Source organism: Chryseobacterium urinae, from assembly GCF_030518295.1.
GTDB lineage: Bacteria > Bacteroidota > Bacteroidia > Flavobacteriales > Weeksellaceae > Chryseobacterium > Chryseobacterium mucoviscidosis.
On record NZ_JAULSJ010000011.1, the window covers coordinates 78,372 to 98,669 of the forward strand.

Genomic DNA, 20,298 nt, shown 5'->3' on the forward strand with positions numbered 1-20,298 from the left:
TGAGAGTTATTTTATCTCACGAATTTGGCCGATTACACAGATCTCAAGTATGAAAATTAAAACATAGCATTTTAAACTTCTATCTTCTATCCTCCAGCTTTTAAACCAGACTATTCTTATCCGAATAATTTAATTTAAAGAAAATAAAAGTCATCATTGAGAACGCAAGTAAAGAACTTCCTCCATAACTGAAATACGGCAACGGAATACCAACGGTTGGAAAAAGCCCCATTACCATTCCTAAATTGATGGTAAAGTGCATTAAAAGAATCGAGGCAAAGCAATATCCGAAAACGCGGTTAAAGCCCGATTTCTGCTGCTCGGCGAGATAATAAATCCTTCCGATATACACCATATAACAGAGAATAAGAACAGTACTTCCTATAAAACCCCACTCTTCACCTACCGTACAGAAAATATAGTCGGTTTCCTGCTCCGGAACAAATTTCCCCTGTGTAACGGAACCTTCACGGTATCCTTTTCCCCAAAGTCCTCCGGAACCGATAGCGGTTTTAGAATACAACAAATTATATCCGGAGGTATCTCTGAATGCTTTTTCACCTTTAAAAAGAACCTCAATTCTTTCTCTCTGGTGTTTTGGCAGTTTTTCTAAAATATAAGGCGCACCGAAAGCCAGACCACATAAAAGCAGCACCGAACCTGCAATACTTGAAATGGAAATAATATTCCACGACATTTTGTAATAATTCATTGCAATGTAACCTCCGATAATCAGAACGATGGTAATCGCAACCCAGATCGGATCTATCGCCAAAGAGACGAGGAAAACCCCTGCAAAAAGAAATCCTACTCCAAACAGAACTCCGCTCAATCCTTCACGATACAAGGCAATAAAAAAGGCGATAAAAACCAACATGGAACCAACATCGGGAATGGCGAGAACCACAACAGCCGGAATTCCGACAATAGCCAAAGTGGTTAGTAATGACTTTCTGTTTTTCAGATTAAATTCCGGTCCGGAGACATAATTTGCGAGCATTAAAGCGGTTCCAATCTTTGCAAACTCAACGGGCTGCATGGTAAAACTTCCGAATTTATACCAGTTTTTCTGCCCGAGGATTTCTTTACCAAAAGGGAAAAGTCCTACGAGAAGCAATACTCCACCGATGTAAATAATTCCTGACATATTTTCGAAGAACTTGCTTCGTCCCACGAAAATCACCAATCCGACGAACAGGGAAATGCAGAAGAAAATAAGCTGTTTTTCTCCTAACTTTTGGTCTACACTATAAATATTTGCGATGGCAAAAGCACAAAGCAGGAAATATAAGCCAAGACCTAATTTATCTATTCCTTCTGCCCATTTCATTGTTTAGCAGGTTTTGTTTTATTATTTTTCGTTTCGATGTCTATTTGTTTCTGCAGTTTTGCTTTCTGCTCTTTTATAAATTTCAGACTGTCCTGTATTCTTTTCTGCTTGAGAGAATCTACCGGTTCTTTGTACAATCCTTTACGCTTCAGATCCGCAATCCACTGTCTTTTATATTCAGGCATAAAGCTTGAGGAAGTCATTTTTTTGTAGAGATTTTCACGCTTCAGATCGCCTGTAATAAATTTTTCGGCGATTACCGTTGAGGCTGGACCTGCCCAAGTCGCTCCAAATCCGGCGTGTTCCATTACCGCTGCAACCACAATCTTAGGTTTATCAGCCGGAGCAATCAAAACAAAAATGGAATTATCTTTTCCCTGCGGAACCTGTGCAGTCCCTGTTTTTGCCAACTGGGTAAAATCGTTGGATTTTAAGCCATGTGCCGTACCTCTTAAAACTACGGCTTCCATTCCTTTCAGCACCGGTTCAAAATGTTTTTTATCAACTAAAGTCTGATGTTTCTTTTTGAATCTCGGATCCGGATTGGGCTTTCCGTCGATCGATTTTACGATATGCGGAGTGTAATACCATCCTTTATTGGCAATTGCAGCCACATAATTGGCAAGCTGAAGCGGAGTTACCAAAACATCACCCTGTCCCATTCCGTTGAAAACAGCCCCGGTTGCCAAAGGATCCCAATTTTTAGGATCTTTTTTAGAACCGCTTGCTTTATAAATGGAAGCCATTCTTTTTTCGTAGAATTCCCCAGTCGGAATTCTTCCTTTTGCACCTACAGCAAAATCATTGTTCAAAAATTCCCCTACTCCGAAGCTGCTCATGATCTTTTTCCATTCGTCAACCCCTTTCGAAGGATTTCCCGGATATTTATTAATGATCGCCAAATACGCGTAGGAAAAGTAACAGTTACTGGAAACCTGAATAGCAGGAATCAGCGGATCTGCTCCACCGTGACCTTTAATTCTCAAGCCTCTGTAATTAAATCCACCACCGCAAGGGAAGATTGTATTTTCATCCATCACGCCCATCTGCATCGCAGACAAAGCGGTTAATAATTTGAATGTGGAACCGGGAGGATAAGCCGCCTGTAAAGACCGGTCGAAAGTTGGTTTGTTCTCGTAAATTGTATCTTTGGATAAAGCGTAGAGGTTTTTAGATTTATTCGGTCCGGTAAAAAGATTCGGATCGATATCCGGTCCCGTTGCTGCGACCAGAACTTCTCCGTTATTGGGATCAATCGCTACAATGGCACCGTGTTTATTGACAAGCATTTCTTCAGCAATTCTCTGCAGATCGTAGTCTATGGTAAGTGTAATGTCTTTTCCTGTGATAACGTCTTTGTCTAAAGATCCGTTTTTGTAAGGTCCTACATTTCTCAGTTTGATGTCCTTCTGAATGTATTTCATTCCTTTCACTCCTCGAAGTTCTTTTTCGTAGGCTTTTTCAACTCCTGTTTTTCCGATGAAATCGCCAGGTAAATAATACGCAGAGTCTTTTTTAATTTCTCTTTCGTTAACTTCACTGGTATATCCCAAAAGATTTCCCGACGTAGAAACTTCATATTGTCGCTGAGGTCTTGAAACAATACTGAAAGCGGGATATTTGAATATAATTTCCTGAACTCTCGCAATGTCTTCACGACTTAGATTTTTCATGAAGGTCATGGGAGTCAGCTTGGAATAATATTTTTCTTTTTTAATATTTTCGATGGTTCTGACGAAATCATTTTTGGAAATCTTCATCAGGTTGCAGAATCCTACGGTATCAAAATCAGGACGCATCAAAGCCTGAGTGAAGGAAATTTCGTAGGCAGGCTGGTTTCCCACCAGAATTTTGCCGTTGCGGTCAAAAATGACTCCTCTTTGCGGAATAACGTATTCAATTTTAATGGAAGTATTCGCTGCATTTAAAGCATAACGATCCGTAAATAACTGTAAATAAGCAATTCTCGCCACAAAAATCAGAGCGATAACGATAAGAACGGAAAAGATTTTTAAATAACGTGTGTTCAAACTTTTTGTTTGATTTTAAAGATTAATGCGTAAATAACTATAAATATAAACGAAATTAAACTAGTTACCAATACATTAAGCAATATTTCAAAAAATCTGCTCAACTTGAAGAATTCAATGTACTGTACTAAAAGCTGATGCAAAAAGATACTTGAAAATAAAAACAGTAAAAACTGCGCCCACTGCAGGGACTGAAAAGAGAAAAAATCTGTAGAAGTATCTGTAGAAGTTCTGAAAATCAAAGTCCTGAAATAAGCAATCAAAGTGGTTGCAAATGCATTCATTCCCCAGGTTCCGAGAAATGCATCTACCGAAAGCCCGATAAGAAAACTTAGTGCTAAAAACTGAAATTTATTTCTGAAAAAAGGATAAAACATAACGAATACGGGATAAAGTACAGGAGTGTACTTTCCGAAAATGGTGATTCTGTTCAGTACAAAAATCTGTAATGAAACAAGAAAAATCATAATCAATATATCCGTAAATAATGTCCTGCTAATCATTTTCCTTTTTTATTACAGCCTGCATGGTATCCTGAATCTTCTGAACTTCAGCTTTTTTGAGGTTTTTTACCACATAAACTTTGCTTAAAGCTCCCATTTTTTCACTAAGTTCCACCGAAATATCCCAGAATCCGGTTTTATTATCCACAGAATATCCCGCAATAGTTCCGATCTGTACTCCTTTAGGGAAAATTGCTGATTTTCCGTCGGTAACCACAGTATCGCCAATTTTTAACGCAACATATTTTGGAATATCCGCCAGATGCATGACTCTGGAATTGTCTCCGTTCCATGTTAAAGTTCCGAAATATCCTGAGTTTTTTAAAGCAGCATTGATTCTGATCTTATTAACACTTAACACCGACTGAACCAAAGCATAGCTGTCTGTAGAATTAATAACGATTCCGGCAATCCCTTTCGGAGCCATCACGCCCATTTGCGGAAAAACACCGTCTCTCCTGCCTCTATTGATGGTAAAGTAGTTATTTCTTCTGTTGATGCTGTTGAAAACAATCTCTCCGTCTACAAAAGTATAGATTTGTCCGCCTCCGATGGTATCATGAACTTTTCTGAACATTGGATTTTTTGCCCCCTGTTTTCCGTAAAGTTCCACCATCAAGGCTTTATTTTGTGCCACAAGATCTTCGTTGATCTGTTTCAGCTTAAGATACGAAACTCCTTCATCGATATATCCCGAAACCCAGGAATTGAAAGCAGCAGACTGCCCTGCAATCCATGATTGCTGCATTGCGTTTTTAGAGAATATCAGAACAAGAGCAATGATTTGCAGAAATATAAAGAAGACAAATAGCGCATTCTTTGAAAATAATCTCAGCAAAAATCCCATTCAGATGTGTTTCGTAAAAAGTTAGAATTATTTAATTAAGAAATTGAATTTATCCATATTCTTAAGTGCAATACCTGTTCCGCGAACAACCGCTCTCAACGGATCTTCTGCTACAAATACAGGAAGACCTGTCTTTTTGTGCAATCTGTCTGCAAGACCTCTTAATAATGCACCGCCACCGGCAAGATAAATTCCTGTCTTATAAATATCTGCCGCCAATTCCGGAGGAGTAAGAGAAAGAGTTTCCATTACCGCATCTTCAATTCTGATGATTGATTTGTCCAATGCTCTTGCAATCTCTTTGTAACCCACCATAATTTCTTTAGGCTTTCCTGTAATAAGGTCTCTTCCCTGTACCGGAATATCTTCGATATCTACGTCTAAGTCTTCAACGGCAGAACCAACTTCGATTTTAATTCTCTCCGCTGTTCTTTCTCCGATATATAAGTTGTGATGCGTTCTTAAGTAATACGCGATATCATTCGTAAATACATCTCCCGCAATTTTTACAGATTTATCGCAAACGATACCTCCTAAAGCTACAACAGCAATTTCTGTAGTACCGCCACCTATGTCGATGATCATGTTTCCTTCAGGTTTCTGTACGTCGATTCCAACCCCTATTGCGGCAGCCATTGGTTCGTATATTAAACGAACTTCTTTAGCGTTTACTTTCTGGGCAGAATCTCTTACCGCTCTTTTTTCAACCTCCGTAATTCCGGAAGGAATACAGATAACGATTCTTAACGCAGGCTGAATAAATTTCCCTTTAATTCCCGGAATTTTTTTGATAAATTCCTTAATCATGTGTTCAGAAGCATGGAAATCGGCAATTACCCCGTCTTTCAACGGACGGATTGTTTTGATGTCCTCATGAGTTTTCCCCTGCATGTGTTTCGCCTGTTCACCCACGGCAATCGGTCTGCCTGTCGAACGCTCGATCGCGACAATAGACGGCTGGTCTATAACAATTTTATTATTATGGATGATAAGGGTGTTGGCAGTACCAAGGTCTATCGCAATTTCTTGCGTAAACATATCGAATAAACTCATACTTTTACTTCTGATTTTTTAAAGAGTTACAAAGATATAAATTTAAGACTACCAAAGAAATTCCGCGGGCATATAATTTGGTTAAATTTTTATTAAAATTTGTAATCGGCTATTAACTTTTGCTCTAAGCATTTACAGAATTTATTTTAAGCTGGATTTAAGATAAACACAGGCGTAATGCAGGCAAAACGGCAGTCCTTAACTTCTTCTTTTTTGTGAAATATCTTTACGGAGTATCCAAATGATGAAAATTTATCTTTTTTAAAAAATAATTTTAACGTTTATTAACAACAAGGCATCCTATTTTACCATCTCCCAAATAGTTTTTTACGATAATTATCATATACATTTTAAGAAAGTGGTTTGCTAAAAAAAACGTAAATTTGCCACGCTTATGTTACAATATTCAAACATACATCAGACGTCTAATTTTGCTGTGCTTTCCGTTAGTTTCGAAAAAGCTGACGCAGAAACAAGAGGTAAATTTGCATTTTTTGATGAAAACATTAAGAATTTCGTTACCCGGATCCATAATGAAGATTTAGGGGATTCATTTGTCGTTTCGACTTGTAACAGAACCGAAATTTATACCACTTCTCCCAACTATCTTCTTGTTGCTGAAGAATACTGCAAAACCATCGGGGTTAATCTGATGGATTTTCTTCAGTTTGCGAATATTTTAACGAAGGAAGAAGCTTTAATCCACCTTTTCAGGGTTGCAGCCGGACTTGAAAGCCAGATTATCGGGGATTTTGAGATCATCGGACAGATTAAAAAAGCCTACAACCGCTTCAAAAAAGAAAGACAGAACTCTAATCCCTATCTTGAAAGGGCCATTAATTCTGCCATTCAGATTTCGAAAAGAATAAAAAACGAAACCGGAATTTCCAACGGAGCAGCTTCTGTTTCTTATGCGGCGGTTCATTATATTTTAAACAGCCAGAAAAGAATTACCGAAAAAAATATTCTTCTGCTTGGTGTAGGAGAAATCGGGCAGAATACAGTTGAAAATCTGGTAAAACACGTCTACCAGCCGAAAATAAAAATTGCCAACAGAACTCAGGAAACGGCAGCTAAGATTTCCGAGAAGTACAATATTCCGCATATTGATTACGCCGATTTTGATAAAGAATTAGGCAATACAGATATTCTTATTGTTGCGACCGGCGCAAGACATCCCATCGTGAACAGATCTCATTTCCCGAATGGAAAAGAAACTTTGGTAATTGATTTATCCATCCCGAATAACGTGGATAAAAATGTAAAGGAGAATGAAAATGTAACGCTGATCGATGTGGATGAACTTTCCAAACAGATTCAGGAAACCATTCAGCAGAGAGAAAAAGAGATCCCGAAAGCCGAAAAAATCATCAAGGAAATGACGAAAGACTTCCTTGAGTGGGAAAAAAAGAGAAAACTGGCGCCCAATATTCATCATTTCAAAGCGGTTCTTAAGAATATGGAACGCAATGAAATGCATAATTTTTACAAAAAAAATAAATACATAAACATCACGGATATGGAACTTTCTGATAAAATGATCCAGAAAATTACCAACCGTTTTGCAAAATATATCATCGATAATCCTTTAAAAGCCGAAGAAATTAGTAAATTAATGCACGAAATATTAGTTGAACAACCAAACAACGAATTCAATGAAAAGCATTAGAATCGGAACCAGAAATTCTGCACTGGCACTTTGGCAGGCTAGAGAAGTTGCGAGGCATCTTCAGAACAACAATTATTTAACGGAAATCGTTCCTATTGTCTCTTCAGGCGATAAAAACCTTACACAACCCCTGTATTCATTAGGAATTACAGGAGTTTTCACCAGAGATCTTGATGTTGCCTTATTAAATGACGAAATTGATATTGCCGTACATTCTTTAAAGGATGTTCCTACAAAACTTCCCGAAAACCTTGAGATCGTTTCTTATCTGGAAAGAGATTTTCCGCAGGATGTTTTGATTCGAAAGGAATCTGCAAAAAACAAAGAACTTCACGAGCTTAAACTGGCAACCAGCAGTTTAAGAAGAAGAGCATTCTGGCTGAAAAACTTCCCCAATGCTGAATTTTCGGACATTCGTGGAAATATTCAGACAAGGCTTCAAAAACTGGAAGAAGGAGATTTTGATGCGACCATTCTGTCTCTGGCAGGAATTAAGAGAATGAAAATGGACATTGATTATGAAATGATTCCGTTTTTAATTCCGGCTCCTTCGCAGGGAGTGATTGCTGTCGCAGGACATTCAGACAAAACTGAGATCAATGAAATCATCAGACAGTTTACCAATCATAAAAACACGCAGATCTGTGTGGAAATGGAAAGAAATTTCCTGAGCACTCTGGAAGGAGGCTGTACCGCACCTATCGGAGCATTTGCAGAACTTTTTGAAGATCAGATCCGCTTCAAGGCAGCGCTTTGTTCTCTGGATGGTAAAAACAGCATCGCAACCGATGAAAGCTTCATATATAATAATGAAGAAAATTTCGGGGAAAAATTTGCAAAAACTGTTCTTGAAAACGGCGGAAAAGAATTGATGGCGGAAATTAAAAGCCAGATCTAAAATTCACTTTTTACATTTTAACTTTTAAGGTTCCGGACTTCTATGAAGAAATATTTCTCAATATTTATTGTAGTTCTTTGCGTGTTTTTTGGAAAAGCACAGAATCAGTTTGCCCAAAAATTGTCTGATGCGGCTTTAAGCCTTACAAAAGACCATGTAAGTTACGATCCTGCCTATTTCAACATCAAATACCCGAACGGAGACGTTCCCGCAGACAAAGGTGTCTGTACCGATGTCGTGATCAGAGCTTACCGAAAACTGGGGATTGATCTTCAGAAAGAAGTGCATGAAGATATGGCGAAAAATTTTTCTAAATATCCTAAAAAATGGGGACTGAAAAAGCCCGACACGAATATCGACCACCGCAGAGTTCCCAACCTGAGAGTGTTCTTTGCCAAATTTGGAAAATCAAAATCCATTGAAACCAAACCGGAATTATATGTTCCCGGAGATATTGTAACCTGGGATCTTCCGGGAAATTTAACGCACATCGGAATTGTAGTGAACAGAAAGTCTGTCGATGGCAAAAGATATTTAATTGTGCACAATATCGGAGGCGGACAGGTTTTGGAAGACTGTTTGTTTAAGTTTACCATTACAGGACATTATCAATATCAGAAATAATGACGAAAAATGTAATCTGCTTATTGGTTTTTATGTTGATGGGTTTTGCATCAGCTCAAAAAAACGAACTGAAAATCATCAATAAACCTATCAATTATTCTGAAGAAAGAATTCGTTTAAGTTTGGAATATCTGAAAGAGCATCATGGTCTGGTTCAGAAAACACCAACGATTGTTCCGAAAATGATTGTTCTTCATTATACGGCAGGCGGAAATGTGGAAAGCAATTTTAAATATTTCAACAAAACGCATCTTGAAAACGCAAGAAATACCCTGAAAAAGCAAAGTACGCTGAATGTTTCTTCACAATTCATCATTGACAGAGACGGAACGGTTTATCAGTTGATGGAACCGAATCAGTTTGCCAGACATACGATTGGTTTGAATTACTGCGCCATCGGAATTGAAAATATCGGAAGTAAAAAAGAACCGCTTACGGACAAACAGGTTTCCGCGAATGCACAACTGATACGGTATTTAACCCAAAAATATAAAATAGAATACCTCATCGGACATTCGGAATACGGAATCTTCAGAAATTCAAAACTCTGGAGAGAATCTGACCCGAATTATTTCACAGGAAAAGAAGATCCGGGAAAGGATTTTATGAACAAAGTAAGGCTTCAGACCGCCGATTTACATTTAAAAGATAAACCGTAATGAATATTTTATTTACCAAAAACCTAGATCCGGCGATTGTAACCAAAGAATTGGGAGACGATGTTTCGTTTGACTGTGTTGAGGTAATTAAAACAAGCTCTCTAACAATTGAGTCTTTTGATCTCAAAGATTATTCATTAATTTTTACCAGCGCAAAAGGAGTAAGTTCATTTTTTAAAAACGGATTTAAACCTAACGAAGATTTTACGGCGAAAAACTACAATAAAATCTACTGCGTCGGTGAAAAGACGAAAAAAGAGCTGAGAAAAAACGGTTTCGGAACGTTTAAAGTCCTGAAAAACGCGGAAGAACTTTCACGGTTTATTATTATGCACTGTCAGCAGGAAAAATTTCTTCATTTCTGTGGAAATATCGCATTAGACGTGCTTGACAAAAATCTTCCCCTTCAAAACATCAGCTACAGAAAAATAACGGTGTACAATACGGAGGAAATCAATCCGTTGATAAATGAAAAATATTATGCCGCAGTGTTTTTTAGTCCGAGCGGAGTTCGTAGTTTTGCAAATCGAAATTCTTTTGGGGATATGATTCTGGTTTCCATTGGAGAAACTACTGCCAATGAACTCAGAAAGCATACTTCAAAGCCTGTTTTGGTTTCGGAAGGAAGCACATTACTTTCTGTTCTGAAGCTGATCCGAAAAGAGATTTTAAACAAAAATTGATATTTTAATTGTCATTCTTGGCAATAAAGTCTAGTATATTATGATTAAAAACGACCTATACTTAAAAGCACTTCGCGGAGAAACCGTAGAAAGACCACCGGTTTGGATGATGAGACAGGCTGGAAGATATTTGCCGGAATTTATTGCATTACGCGACAAATACGACTTCTTCACAAGATGTCAGACACCGGAACTTGCTTCCGAAATTACCGTACAGCCGATCAGAAGATTTCCTTTGGATGCAGCGATTTTATTCTCTGATATTCTTGTTGTTCCGCAAGCGATGGGAATTGATTTTAAAATGAAGGAATCTGTAGGTCCATGGCTGGATAATCCCATCAGAACGATGGAAGATGTGCAGAATGTGGTGGTTCCGGATGTGAATGATACGTTAGGTTATGTTTTTGATGCCATTGAACTGACTTTACAGAAATTGGATAATGAAATTCCTTTGATCGGTTTTGCAGGTTCTCCATGGACGATACTCTGCTATTGTGTGGAAGGTAAAGGAAGCAAGGCTTTTGATATTGCTAAGTCTTTCTGCTTTACGCAACCGGAAGCGGCACATTTATTACTTCAAAAGATTACCGATACAACGATCGCTTATCTTAAAAGAAAGGTTGAAAAAGGGGTTTCTGCGGTTCAGGTTTTTGATTCCTGGGGCGGAATGCTTTCTCCGGCAGATTATCAGGAATTTTCATGGAAATACATCAACCAGATCGTTGAAGCTTTAAGCCCTTTAACGCACGTTGTGGTTTTCGGAAAAGGGTGCTGGTTTGCTCTGGAAGATATGGCGCAGTCTCCTGTTTCTGCTTTGGGCGTTGACTGGACGATTAAGCCTGAGTTTGCAAGAACATTGACCAATCATACAATGACGCTTCAGGGAAATTTTGATCCTGCAAGACTGCATTCAACTCCGGAAACAATTAAAAAAATGGTTACTGAAATGATCAACCGTTTCGGCAAAGACCGTTACATTGCCAATTTAGGACACGGCATTTTACCGAATATTCCTGTGGAAAATGCAGAAGCGTTCATCAGAGCGATCGTGGATTGGAAACCGAATGCTGAGTTTTAGTATTTAAATACATATAGAATAAAAATCCCTTTCAAAAAACCAATTGAAAGGGATTTTTATTTTAAAATAATTTTTATACATTTGATTATCAAATATTTCTAAAAATGGATATCCAAAGCAGAAAATTAGCTTTTATACAGGCTTTTCTCAACCTTCAGAGTGAGGAAATGATTGTTCAGTTTGAAAAACTCATGAAGAAAGCTAAAAATATGGATGAAGAAAATCAATTTAAGCCTTTCTCCACAGAAGAAATGAATGAAAGAATTTCAAGATCCGAAGATGACTTCAACAATAAAAAATTCAAAACCACTTCTGAACTTCTGTCAAAATACGAAAGGTGAAATATAAAATCATTTGGTCGGAATTTTCAGAAAAGCAGATTGATGATATTTTTAATTACTATGAATTAACATCAAGAAGCTACAAAGTTGCTTTAAAAATTGTTACTAGAGTTCTAACAGCTCCGGATAAATTAATTGACAACCCTAAAATGGGTCAGAGAGAATTTTTACTTGAAGACAGAATCATCCCGTATCACTACATTGTAGAGTCTAACTATAAAATTATTTACTCTGTAGACGAGGAAAATCAGTTGATTAAAATTGCAGATGTTTTTGATACAAGACAAAATCCTAAAAAGATAGATCGCGAAAAATAAATAAAACACCCTTTCAATTGCTGAAAGGGTATTTTTATGAGTAAAATAATCAATAATTACTTGATTTCTGTAATAAAGTCTTCTTTTGGTTTTCTTACTTTGGTTAAATTCACTAACCAGTCGTTAGAAGCATCTCTGTACCCGATTGGTAATAAAAGAACGCTTTTTAAACCTTTTTCCTGCAGGTTTAAAATCTTATCAACTTCTTGCGGAACAAAGCCTTCCATTGGGGTAGAATCTACTTCTTCGAAAGCGGCTGCAATAATCGCTGCTCCAAAAGCGATATAAGCCTGTTTTGCGGCATGAGTGAAGTTTTCTTCTGCAGATCTTTGCGGGTAAGTATTTAAAAGACTTTGTCTGTAATTTTCCCATCCTTCATTTTTAAATCCTCTTACTTCATTGGTAAGATCAAACATTCTGTTGATTCTTTCTTCTGTGTAATTATCCCACGCTGCAAAAACCAATAGATGAGAACAATCTGTGATCTGCGGCTGATTCCACGCATGAGGTTTGATCTGTTCTTTAACTTCCTGATTGGTAATCACTATAATTTCAAAAGGCTGAAGACCGCTTGATGTAGGAGCCAGTCTTGCAGCTTCTACTATTTTATCCACTTTTTCCTGTGGTACTTTCTGACCGTTCATAGCTTTGGTAGCGTATCTCCAGTTCAGTTTTTCAATTAATTCCATAGATTAAATTTTAACTTTCACAAAATTAAATGATGTACCACAATTTTTGATCTATGATTTTCAAATTTCATTTATTGGTATTATCTATAATACAGAATCTTCTTCCACCGGACTTGAAATCTGATCTGCAAAATACTGCTCCAGATCTTTCAGGGTTTCAGGATTGGTCTGAATATCTTTTACCAATTGTCCTTTGTTTACCACTACAATTCTGTTGCATACTTCTGTTGTATGGGAAAGATCGTGGCTGGAAATAAGGAAAGTCACCCCATCCTGTTTAGACAGTTCTTTAATTAAGTTTTTAAGCTTGATCTGTGTGGAAGGATCCAGATTGGCGAAAGGTTCATCCAGAATAATGATTTCGGGATTTCCGATGATGGCGCCCACAATTCCTACTTTTTTCTGGTTTCCTTTAGAAAGATCGCGGACGTATTTTCCGGAGTTTAAAATTTCTCCGCTGAAAAGATCATGAAACTGTTTTAAAAAGGCATCAACAGAAGCTTTGTTCTGCCCTCTCAGTTCCCCGATGAAATAGAAATATTCTTCCGGTGTAAGATAACCGATGAGGAAAGAATCGTCTACAAAAGCGGAAACTTTGTTTTTCCATGCTTCAGATTCATTTACTTTTATCCTGTCGATGCTTACAAATCCTGTAGAAGCCTGAATAAGATCAAGCATTAAGCTGAAAAGGGTGGTTTTTCCGGCTCCGTTATTTCCTACCAGACCGAACGTTTCCCCTTTCGGAATTTCCAGATGTTCTATATTTAAAACGGTTGCTTTTCCGTATGTTTTTGTTAAATTATTAATGGTGATCATATTAATCTTTGTTTTTGAATGCTTCTAATGTGCTGTATTTTTCTACTTTGTAGTGTTTTACGATAATATCGAAGATCTTTTCTCTGATAAAAAATCCGATTACTCCTAAAACTCCGATACTGATAACTCCCGCTGTAATACTGAAAAACTTCTGCATCAATGCGAAAACAAGCATCGGAAGAAACATCTTCGGAATAAGCAGCAAGAGCGCTTTTACGTTAAAGCTGTTTTTCTGTCCGAATCTTTTTTCTTTGGCATTAAGATCCATCTGCGTTTTGTTAAAAGCGCCCGACCAAAGTGTAAACTGAGAATTTACCCCGATATTGTAAATGCCGGCAGCGAAGAAGGTAAGATACATTTCCCAGCCGAAATAGGCGTAGCAAACCGCCAGAATCATGGAAAAAGCGGTGACAATATTCATCAGCCACCATTTTGCTTTCAGGTATTCTTTGTAAGGAACATTCAGCGTCATCATCAAAGGATAATAAGAGCTGTCGAAAGCAGGAACCCGCTGTCCGAACATAAACTGAAATCCTCCGGTTACAAATAATCCCATGAACATCATCATTGCAGGTGTTTTGTAAATCGGTGACGAAAACATCAGCAATCCGTAGAAAAGAAACATAATGCTTCCCCACAAAATCCCTTTCGTTACCTTATTGCGTTTCAGCATTTTAATATCATTGTTGATGAACGTTCCGATCGCTCCGTATTTGTTGAGAAAGGTAATATTCTCGGTTCTTCCGATTTCTTTTTTAGCTTCCAGACCTTCATCCAGATAAAATATTTTCCGGATATGGTTATAACAGATTTTCCACAACCCGAAAAACAACCCGATGGAAATCACTACAAAATAAGGTCTTTCAAAAAAATTATAAAAAAACTGCTCAGAATAATCCAGAACCGGAACAATATTGTAATACGCCAATCCTGAAACTGCTGCAAAAATACATCCGACAACAATAGCAATGGTTTCTTTATCGTTAAAAAGAATGTTGATAAAATTATTCAGGTAAAATAACAGCGAAATCCCGATCAGCCATCCCACAACGCCTAAAACATCATATCCGTTGAATAATGCAATGATGGAAAAAGTAATCAGGAACAGGGAATTGAACCAACTGAAAGCTGACAGAAATGTTTTTCCCAGCATATAATTCACCAATGTCTTTTTGGGAATATTGAGCGTAAGAAACGGCTTTATATTCTGCGTCGGCAATTCCTGCCAAATATATTTGGCAATGAGGTCGACCGCCCAAGCTGCAATCATGAATTTTGAAACCACTTTAATGGGATTCTGATGCATTTCTTCCTGAATATAAAAAAATGCGCCGAAAGCTCCTCCCACAAGACAAGCCATAAAATAAAGAATCCCGATAAATCGAAGAATCTTCATTGCCAGATTGATCCCTAAAGAACTGCCCCGAAAAAAGCTTTTGATTTCTAACCTGAGGAATTTTAAAAACATAGCTATCTTTTATTACATTAGTTTGTATAAAGATAGAATTGTTACAGAAATTGAATGTTGTATTGATGGAAAAAGAAAACCGCAGAAAATTTCTGCGGTTTGACATTTCATTTTAGCTTTTTGTAAATTTTGAAGTCATTTAAATCAACGCTTAATAATTCAGTCTTTCCAGACGAATTTTATTGAATTTTTCTTTTTCATTGAATTCACGCAGCAGAATATAACCTTCTTTCGCAACATACGGCGTTACTACATAATTATCTTTTTCTGAAATAGGAACAACTTCCTGCTTGAATTTCCCGTCAATAATCGTATTGATAAAAAGATTCCACTTCTTTTCTTTGGTTACCTGATCTTTCTGATAATCGCGGAAGAAAAAGACAACGTCTTTACCGTCATTCAGATATTGAGAAAAAAGATAATCGCTGTTTACCCACTTCGATTTTTCTTTTTCAAAAACCTGTACATCTTTTACCTTAAAATCTTTATCGGTGTTAATGTAAACCAGATCAGTTGTTTTCGGAGCATTGTACTGTCCCGCAGGTTTGAATTTCTCCGAAAGAATTCCAACACTGCCATCGCTCATAAAATACGCATCCTTTGTCTGAAGATAATAGCCGTTTTCTACGCCTCCGTCTGCGCTCAGTTTTGGAATGTGATTGGAAAGATCCGGTTTGTAGCTGATGGTTTTCAGATCTACATTATAATTGTTTTTATCAAGGATAAATCTTGCAAAGCCTCTGTTCTCTTTGGAAATATAGTTTCTTCCCAGCAAAACTACTTTATCATCAAAAGTTTTATCATTATCAATTCCGCTTAAAGCATCAATATTATAAATGGTTTCCGGAGAAAGTCCCGTTATCGGTTTGTTGGAAAGTTCTTTTCCTGTCTTCATATCAATCACTACAAGAGAGAATGTTTTGTCGTCATCATTTACCTTTCTCAGGATTCCGTAGATGCGGTTTTCGTCCTTTTCCAAAATGGAAAGGTCGGAAAATACTTTTTTATCTCCGTTTGTATTGTAGCTGTATCGCCAGATTTCTTTCTTATTATCATCAAATTTTATCAGGCTGTTTTTATTGATGTATTTTCCGTAATCGTTGTATTCTAAAGCCAGATAACCGCCTTCTTTAATTTCTCCGACCACGGAAACATAATTGTACCCTTTTTCTTTCTTCTCGGCGCGGTTTTCTTTTCTTTCTTCTTTAAAAGTTTTGGGCTGTGAGATTTCTTTAAACGTTCCGTCTTCCTGATAATCGTAATACACTTTGGGCTTTACTGTATTGGTTTTAGGATCAATAACCATAGAAACAGGAGCCGCTGCATCTTTGGAAAAAGCCTGAAGATAATTGATGTCCGAAGGCTGAAGAATAATCTGCCCTTTAAAATCCACATATCCGAAATAATTGGAAACCAGAAGTCCCGCTTCAAATTCTTTATTGGCAACCGGATTCAGGTTTTTATCTAAAATAACGTATTCGAATTTCTGTTTTTTATTGTCTGTTTTTCCGTAGGAATAGATAGAAACATAGCCGTAAAGATTGTCTTTGGTATCAAACAGCGCATTCATTCCCACATTTTTTCCCGATGCTAGAGAAGCCAGATCCTGAGTCTGAGAATATGCAATTGTCTGAATAAGACCAAAAACCAAAAGTGTTAATTTTTTCATGGTTAAAATTTGAATTTCAAAAATAGCAAATTCGGGGATATGTTCTAAAAAAATAAAAGCCCTGATTTCTCAAGGCTTTCGGTCTATATTTTAGAAAGTAAATTTCTGAAACTTGTCTTTTCGTCGATAATTCTTCTCAACTCAGAAACTGGAACTCTTTCCTGAACCATCGTATCTCTATCTCTTATCGTCACCGTATGATCGGTTAAAGAATCATGGTCGATCGTGATACAGTAAGGTGTTCCGATCGCATCCTGTCTTCTGTAACGTTTTCCGATCGCATCTTTTTCTTCGTAGAATAAATTGAAATCGTATTTTAAATCATTGAAAACTTTTTCTGCATATTCTGCTAATCCGTCTTTCTTCATTAACGGAAGAATTGCTGCTTTAATTGGCGCTAAAGCCGGAGGTAAAGATAAAACCGTTCTTTCGGAACCATCTTCCAAAACTTCATCTCTTAAGCAGTGAGAGAAAATAGAAAGGAATAATCTGTCTAAACCAACCGAAGTTTCCACCACATACGGAACATAGTTTTCGTTTCTTTCCGGATCGAAGAACTGAAGTTTTCTGCCTGAAAATTCTTCATGCGCTTTTAAATCGAAATCCGTTCTTGAGTGAATACCTTCCAGTTCTTTGAAACCGAAAGGAAAATTAAATTCAATATCCGCGGCAGCATTTGCGTAGTGAGCCAGTTTTTCATGATCGTGGAATCTGTAATTTTCGTCACCCAAACCTAAAGCTTTATGCCAGTTCAGACGTTTTTGCTTCCACTGCTCGTAGAATTCAAGTTCTGTTCCCGGAGCAACAAAAAACTGCATTTCCATCTGTTCGAATTCACGCATTCTGAAGATAAACTGTCTTGCAACAATCTCGTTTCTGAAGGCTTTTCCGATCTGTGCAATACCGAAAGGAAGTTTATGACGTGAGGTTTTCTGAACATTCAAAAAGTTAACGAAAATTCCCTGCGCAGTTTCCGGTCTTAAATAAAGATCCATCGCAGAATCTGCAGAAGCCCCTAACTTAGTTCCGAACATCAGGTTGAACTGTCTTACTTCCGTCCAGTTTTTAGAACCGGTATCCGGATCAGCAATTTCCAGCTCTTCAATTAACGCTTTTACATCAGCAAGATCTTCATTTTCTAAAGATTTTGCCAGTCTGGAAAGAATCGCTTCTCTTTTGGCTTTATATTCCAAAACTTTTGGATTTGTTGCCACAAACTGTTCTTTATCAAAAGCCTCACCGAATCTTTTCGCTGCTTTTTCAATCTCCTTGTTCTCCTTATCTTCAATTTTAGCACAGTAATCTTCCACCAAAACATCTGCTCTGAAACGTTTCTTAGAATCCTTATTATCAATCAATGGATCGTTGAAAGCGTCTACGTGCCCCGAAGCCTTCCATGTAGTCGGGTGCATAAGGATCGCCGAATCAATACCCACAATATTTTCGTTAAGCTGTACCATCGCTTTCCACCAGTATTGCTTGATATTATTTTTTAACTCGGCTCCGTTTTGTCCATAATCATAAACAGCGGATAAACCATCGTAGATCTCACTCGAAGGGAAAATAAAACCATATTCTTTAGCGTGAGAAATCACTTTCTTGAAAACATCTTCTTGCTTTGCCATAATTTTTTAACGTCTGAAAGTGCAAAAATATGAATTTGAATCCCAATTCCATGAAATTCAATAAAAAAAGCCGTCAACAGACAGCAAATATTTACATTTTTAAATTTCAGGAGTCGGGAACCTGCTTTCACTACTCGCTTTTTTCTGTTTTCAGCGCGGCGGAGCCGCCGCGCTGAAAACAGAAAAAGAGCTCAGACATGCCGTTCAATCAGGACTACTAAGAACAGCATAAAAAAAGCAGTTGTAAAAACTGCTCTTGTATATCTTAGAAATTGTAGGATAATCCGATGCTGTTTCCTGTGATGTCTAACCTGTAAGAAGCGGTTTTTGCTTCTCCGCCTTCCGGATTCTGGTTTTGCGTATCCACAGCTTTCTTCAGATTTTTTCCGGAACTGATCGCAAAAGGAATCCCGATTCCCACAAATCCGGCTCCGATTCCTACCAATCCCCAACCGCTTTTATCTTTTACTTTGTAGGCTACGCCATTGTGATAAGCTGTTTTAGTACGTAATATCTGTTTTGCCAGTCCGAAGCCGATAAAACCACCGCCAATTGCTCCGAAAATCTGAGAAACGGTACTGTTCGTGTTCGCTTTCTTCATATAGTTCAGCGCTTCAGGATTGGTGAACACTTTTTTATACTCGGAAAACTTAAATTTCTGATCTCCTTTGATAAAAAACTCTCTGTTGGATTTTCCCAACTTCAGTGAATCTGAATTCTGGGCAAAAGAAATTAATGGAAAAATACTAAGTAATAAAGTAAATAATAGCTTTTTCATAGTTAAAAATTTGCGCGAAAATAAAGATTCTCTCTTTTATCAAAAGAATTTAAAATGTTAATTTTTTTCAATATCAGAGGTATGAAATCATTTTAATTATTATTGTCTTAATTTGAGACAATTTATCGTAATTTGCTTTATTTAAATTGAATTATGAAAAAATCAAAATTATTAATTATTGTTTTCCTTTTGGTAAGTCATTTGTTTTTTGCACAGAAAATTTCCGGGGGAAAGATCGTTACAACCTATATTACCGCTAAAACATTACAGAATAGCGCAGGAGAAAATCCTAAGCGAAGAGTAAGCGTTTATCTTCCGCCGGACTATGAAAAATCCTCCAAAAGATATCCCGTTATTTATTTTTTACACGGTTTTTTCTGGAGCGATAGTTTGCTGGTGAGCAACGATAAGATCAATCATATTTTTGATCGTGCGATTTATTCAAAAAAGATAAAACCCGTTATCGCAGTCATGCCCGATGAAAGCTCTGTTTTTAAAGGAAGTTTTTACGCTAATTCAAAATCTTCAGGAAACTGGTCGGATTTCACTTCTGTTGAGCTGGTCGATTTTATTGATAAAAATTACAGAACAATAGCAAATAAAGACAGCCGCGGAATTTCAGGGCATTCCATGGGCGGAAACGGAGCGCTGAGAAATGCCATACTTCATCCCGAAGTTTTTTCTTCTGTGTATGCACTGTCTCCCGGAATTTTAGACGCGCGTTTCTTTGCACTTTCAGAAATGGAACTCTATAAAAATGCTGATCAAATTAAAAACATTCAGGATGTATCCAAACCTGAAAATGCAAGATTAAATATTGTCTTTGCCATCGCAAGAGCTTACAACGGAAATAAAAATAAAGCTCCCTTTTTTGCAGATCTTCCATTTTCTTTTGAAGGTGAAAATGTAAGGATTAATTCAGCCATTTTAGACGAAATGAACAGAAACTCCACTTCAGAACTGCCTTTTTCACAATATGAAAATCTGAAAAAATTAAAAGCCATAAAATTCGACTGGGGTAGAAACGACGAGCTGAAACACATTCCGCCAAGCTGCCTGAATTTCAGCAAAACACTGGAAATACTCGGTATAAAACATGAAGCTGAAGAATACATAGGAACGCACGGAAGCGAAGTAAGCAAGGAAAACGGAAGAATTGAAAATCAGATGCTGCCGTTTTTTAATACACATCTTAAGTTTGAAGAATAAATATAAATCTTC

The 20,298-nt window shown here is 37.3% G+C and carries 20 protein-coding genes; 9 read left to right on the forward strand and 11 right to left on the reverse strand.

Annotation, left to right across the window (positions count from 1 at the left end; translation table 11 throughout):
- Window positions 1-100: 100 nt before the first annotated feature.
- The 5 genes from rodA to QWT87_RS09030 are packed head-to-tail and all read right to left on the reverse strand — an operon-like array spanning window position 101 to window position 5,763.
- Window positions 101-1,330, reverse strand: coding sequence for a rod shape-determining protein RodA (gene rodA / locus QWT87_RS09010; RefSeq protein WP_302715761.1), 1,230 nt, complete (start codon window positions 1,328-1,330; stop codon window positions 101-103).
- On the reverse strand, window positions 1,327-3,360 hold the full coding sequence (locus tag QWT87_RS09015; RefSeq protein ID WP_116098266.1) for a peptidoglycan D,D-transpeptidase FtsI family protein: 2,034 nt from the start codon (window positions 3,358-3,360) through the stop codon (window positions 1,327-1,329). Before QWT87_RS09015 ends, rodA begins: the two co-directional genes overlap by 4 nt.
- Window positions 3,357-3,863: a rod shape-determining protein MreD gene (locus QWT87_RS09020; RefSeq protein WP_235132487.1), complete on the reverse strand. Its 507-nt coding sequence runs from the start codon at window positions 3,861-3,863 to the stop codon at window positions 3,357-3,359. Before QWT87_RS09020 ends, QWT87_RS09015 begins: the two co-directional genes overlap by 4 nt.
- Window positions 3,856-4,710 (reverse strand): rod shape-determining protein MreC, encoded by an 855-nt coding sequence (gene mreC / locus QWT87_RS09025; protein WP_076391391.1) that lies wholly within the window; start codon window positions 4,708-4,710, stop codon window positions 3,856-3,858. The genes QWT87_RS09020 and mreC overlap by 8 nt, the downstream gene beginning before the upstream one ends.
- A gap of 27 nt (window positions 4,711-4,737) precedes the next feature.
- On the reverse strand, window positions 4,738-5,763 hold the full coding sequence (locus QWT87_RS09030) for a rod shape-determining protein (protein WP_027381028.1): 1,026 nt from the start codon (window positions 5,761-5,763) through the stop codon (window positions 4,738-4,740).
- Window positions 5,764-6,157: 394 nt separating this feature from the next.
- Between QWT87_RS09030 and hemA the strand changes: the two genes are divergently transcribed.
- The 8 genes from hemA to QWT87_RS09070 all read left to right on the forward strand — a co-directional run bounded on the left by hemA (window position 6,158) and on the right by QWT87_RS09070 (window position 12,032).
- Window positions 6,158-7,432: a glutamyl-tRNA reductase gene (hemA, locus tag QWT87_RS09035; RefSeq protein WP_076391389.1), complete on the forward strand. Its 1,275-nt coding sequence runs from the start codon at window positions 6,158-6,160 to the stop codon at window positions 7,430-7,432.
- The gene (gene hemC / locus QWT87_RS09040) at window positions 7,419-8,330 is read left to right on the forward strand and encodes a hydroxymethylbilane synthase (protein ID WP_256040000.1); all 912 of its coding nucleotides are present in this window, start codon (window positions 7,419-7,421) and stop codon (window positions 8,328-8,330) included. The genes hemA and hemC overlap by 14 nt, the downstream gene beginning before the upstream one ends.
- 42 nt (window positions 8,331-8,372) lie before the next feature.
- Window positions 8,373-8,954, forward strand: coding sequence for a DUF1287 domain-containing protein (locus tag QWT87_RS09045; protein ID WP_302715765.1), 582 nt, complete (start codon window positions 8,373-8,375; stop codon window positions 8,952-8,954).
- Window positions 8,954-9,613: a peptidoglycan recognition protein family protein gene (locus tag QWT87_RS09050; protein WP_302715767.1), complete on the forward strand. Its 660-nt coding sequence runs from the start codon at window positions 8,954-8,956 to the stop codon at window positions 9,611-9,613. The genes QWT87_RS09045 and QWT87_RS09050 overlap by 1 nt, the downstream gene beginning before the upstream one ends.
- The gene (locus QWT87_RS09055) at window positions 9,613-10,296 is read left to right on the forward strand and encodes a uroporphyrinogen-III synthase (RefSeq protein ID WP_302715768.1); all 684 of its coding nucleotides are present in this window, start codon (window positions 9,613-9,615) and stop codon (window positions 10,294-10,296) included. The genes QWT87_RS09050 and QWT87_RS09055 overlap by 1 nt, the downstream gene beginning before the upstream one ends.
- Window positions 10,297-10,336: 40 nt before the next feature.
- Window positions 10,337-11,374 carry a uroporphyrinogen decarboxylase gene (hemE, locus tag QWT87_RS09060; RefSeq protein ID WP_302715769.1) on the forward strand — a complete coding sequence of 346 codons (1,038 nt, stop codon included), beginning with the start codon at window positions 10,337-10,339 and terminating at the stop codon, window positions 11,372-11,374.
- Between the two features lie 104 nt (window positions 11,375-11,478).
- Window positions 11,479-11,715, forward strand: coding sequence for a hypothetical protein (locus QWT87_RS09065; RefSeq protein ID WP_087708537.1), 237 nt, complete (start codon window positions 11,479-11,481; stop codon window positions 11,713-11,715).
- Window positions 11,712-12,032 (forward strand): type II toxin-antitoxin system RelE/ParE family toxin, encoded by a 321-nt coding sequence (locus QWT87_RS09070; protein ID WP_302715770.1) that lies wholly within the window; start codon window positions 11,712-11,714, stop codon window positions 12,030-12,032. The genes QWT87_RS09065 and QWT87_RS09070 overlap by 4 nt, the downstream gene beginning before the upstream one ends.
- Before the next feature lie 56 nt (window positions 12,033-12,088).
- On the opposite strand, the gene QWT87_RS09075 is transcribed toward QWT87_RS09070, so the two are convergent.
- From QWT87_RS09075 to QWT87_RS09100, 6 genes are all read right to left on the reverse strand, one after another.
- Window positions 12,089-12,721, reverse strand: coding sequence for a nitroreductase family protein (locus QWT87_RS09075; RefSeq protein ID WP_302715771.1), 633 nt, complete (start codon window positions 12,719-12,721; stop codon window positions 12,089-12,091).
- 84 nt (window positions 12,722-12,805) lie between these two features.
- Window positions 12,806-13,537, reverse strand: a complete 732-nt coding sequence (locus QWT87_RS09080) for an ABC transporter ATP-binding protein (protein WP_302715772.1) — start codon at window positions 13,535-13,537, stop codon at window positions 12,806-12,808.
- Between the two features lies 1 nt (window position 13,538).
- Window positions 13,539-15,005, reverse strand: coding sequence for a DUF5687 family protein (locus QWT87_RS09085; RefSeq protein WP_302715773.1), 1,467 nt, complete (start codon window positions 15,003-15,005; stop codon window positions 13,539-13,541).
- 151 nt (window positions 15,006-15,156) lie between these two features.
- Window positions 15,157-16,674 carry a hypothetical protein gene (locus QWT87_RS09090; RefSeq protein WP_076391507.1) on the reverse strand — a complete coding sequence of 506 codons (1,518 nt, stop codon included), beginning with the start codon at window positions 16,672-16,674 and terminating at the stop codon, window positions 15,157-15,159.
- An 83-nt stretch (window positions 16,675-16,757) separates the two neighbouring features.
- A complete protein-coding gene (locus QWT87_RS09095; protein WP_302715775.1) occupies window positions 16,758-18,299 on the reverse strand; it encodes a glycine--tRNA ligase in 1,542 nt (513 codons plus the stop codon).
- 265 nt (window positions 18,300-18,564) lie between these two features.
- Complete coding sequence (locus QWT87_RS09100) at window positions 18,565-19,077, reverse strand: hypothetical protein (RefSeq protein ID WP_076391512.1); 513 nt, start codon at window positions 19,075-19,077, stop codon at window positions 18,565-18,567.
- 153 nt (window positions 19,078-19,230) lie between these two features.
- Here QWT87_RS09100 and QWT87_RS09105 point away from each other — a divergent pair, with 153 nt between their 5' ends.
- The gene (locus QWT87_RS09105) at window positions 19,231-20,286 is read left to right on the forward strand and encodes an alpha/beta hydrolase (RefSeq protein ID WP_302715777.1); all 1,056 of its coding nucleotides are present in this window, start codon (window positions 19,231-19,233) and stop codon (window positions 20,284-20,286) included.
- Window positions 20,287-20,298 lie beyond the last annotated feature (12 nt).

What these genes read in the sequence shown, in the direction of transcription:
- hemA (WP_076391389.1), top strand. Translation starts at nt 6,158, where the DNA reads ATGTTACAATATTCAAACATACATCAGACGTCTAATTTTGCTGTGCTT.
- QWT87_RS09105 (WP_302715777.1), top strand. Translation starts at nt 19,231, where the DNA reads ATGAAAAAATCAAAATTATTAATTATTGTTTTCCTTTTGGTAAGTCAT.
- QWT87_RS09030 (WP_027381028.1), bottom strand. Translation starts at nt 5,763, where the DNA reads ATGAGTTTATTCGATATGTTTACGCAAGAAATTGCGATAGACCTTGGT.
- QWT87_RS09085 (WP_302715773.1), bottom strand. Translation starts at nt 15,005, where the DNA reads ATGTTTTTAAAATTCCTCAGGTTAGAAATCAAAAGCTTTTTTCGGGGC.
- QWT87_RS09045 (WP_302715765.1), top strand. Translation starts at nt 8,373, where the DNA reads ATGAAGAAATATTTCTCAATATTTATTGTAGTTCTTTGCGTGTTTTTT.
- QWT87_RS09050 (WP_302715767.1), top strand. Translation starts at nt 8,954, where the DNA reads ATGACGAAAAATGTAATCTGCTTATTGGTTTTTATGTTGATGGGTTTT.
- mreC (WP_076391391.1), bottom strand. Translation starts at nt 4,710, where the DNA reads ATGGGATTTTTGCTGAGATTATTTTCAAAGAATGCGCTATTTGTCTTC.
- QWT87_RS09065 (WP_087708537.1), top strand. Translation starts at nt 11,479, where the DNA reads ATGGATATCCAAAGCAGAAAATTAGCTTTTATACAGGCTTTTCTCAAC.
- QWT87_RS09080 (WP_302715772.1), bottom strand. Translation starts at nt 13,537, where the DNA reads ATGATCACCATTAATAATTTAACAAAAACATACGGAAAAGCAACCGTT.
- QWT87_RS09095 (WP_302715775.1), bottom strand. Translation starts at nt 18,299, where the DNA reads ATGGCAAAGCAAGAAGATGTTTTCAAGAAAGTGATTTCTCACGCTAAA.
- hemC (WP_256040000.1), top strand. Translation starts at nt 7,419, where the DNA reads ATGAAAAGCATTAGAATCGGAACCAGAAATTCTGCACTGGCACTTTGG.
- QWT87_RS09075 (WP_302715771.1), bottom strand. Translation starts at nt 12,721, where the DNA reads ATGGAATTAATTGAAAAACTGAACTGGAGATACGCTACCAAAGCTATG.
- QWT87_RS09100 (WP_076391512.1), bottom strand. Translation starts at nt 19,077, where the DNA reads ATGAAAAAGCTATTATTTACTTTATTACTTAGTATTTTTCCATTAATT.
- QWT87_RS09020 (WP_235132487.1), bottom strand. Translation starts at nt 3,863, where the DNA reads ATGATTAGCAGGACATTATTTACGGATATATTGATTATGATTTTTCTT.
- hemE (WP_302715769.1), top strand. Translation starts at nt 10,337, where the DNA reads ATGATTAAAAACGACCTATACTTAAAAGCACTTCGCGGAGAAACCGTA.
- rodA (WP_302715761.1), bottom strand. Translation starts at nt 1,330, where the DNA reads ATGAAATGGGCAGAAGGAATAGATAAATTAGGTCTTGGCTTATATTTC.
- QWT87_RS09055 (WP_302715768.1), top strand. Translation starts at nt 9,613, where the DNA reads ATGAATATTTTATTTACCAAAAACCTAGATCCGGCGATTGTAACCAAA.
- QWT87_RS09090 (WP_076391507.1), bottom strand. Translation starts at nt 16,674, where the DNA reads ATGAAAAAATTAACACTTTTGGTTTTTGGTCTTATTCAGACAATTGCA.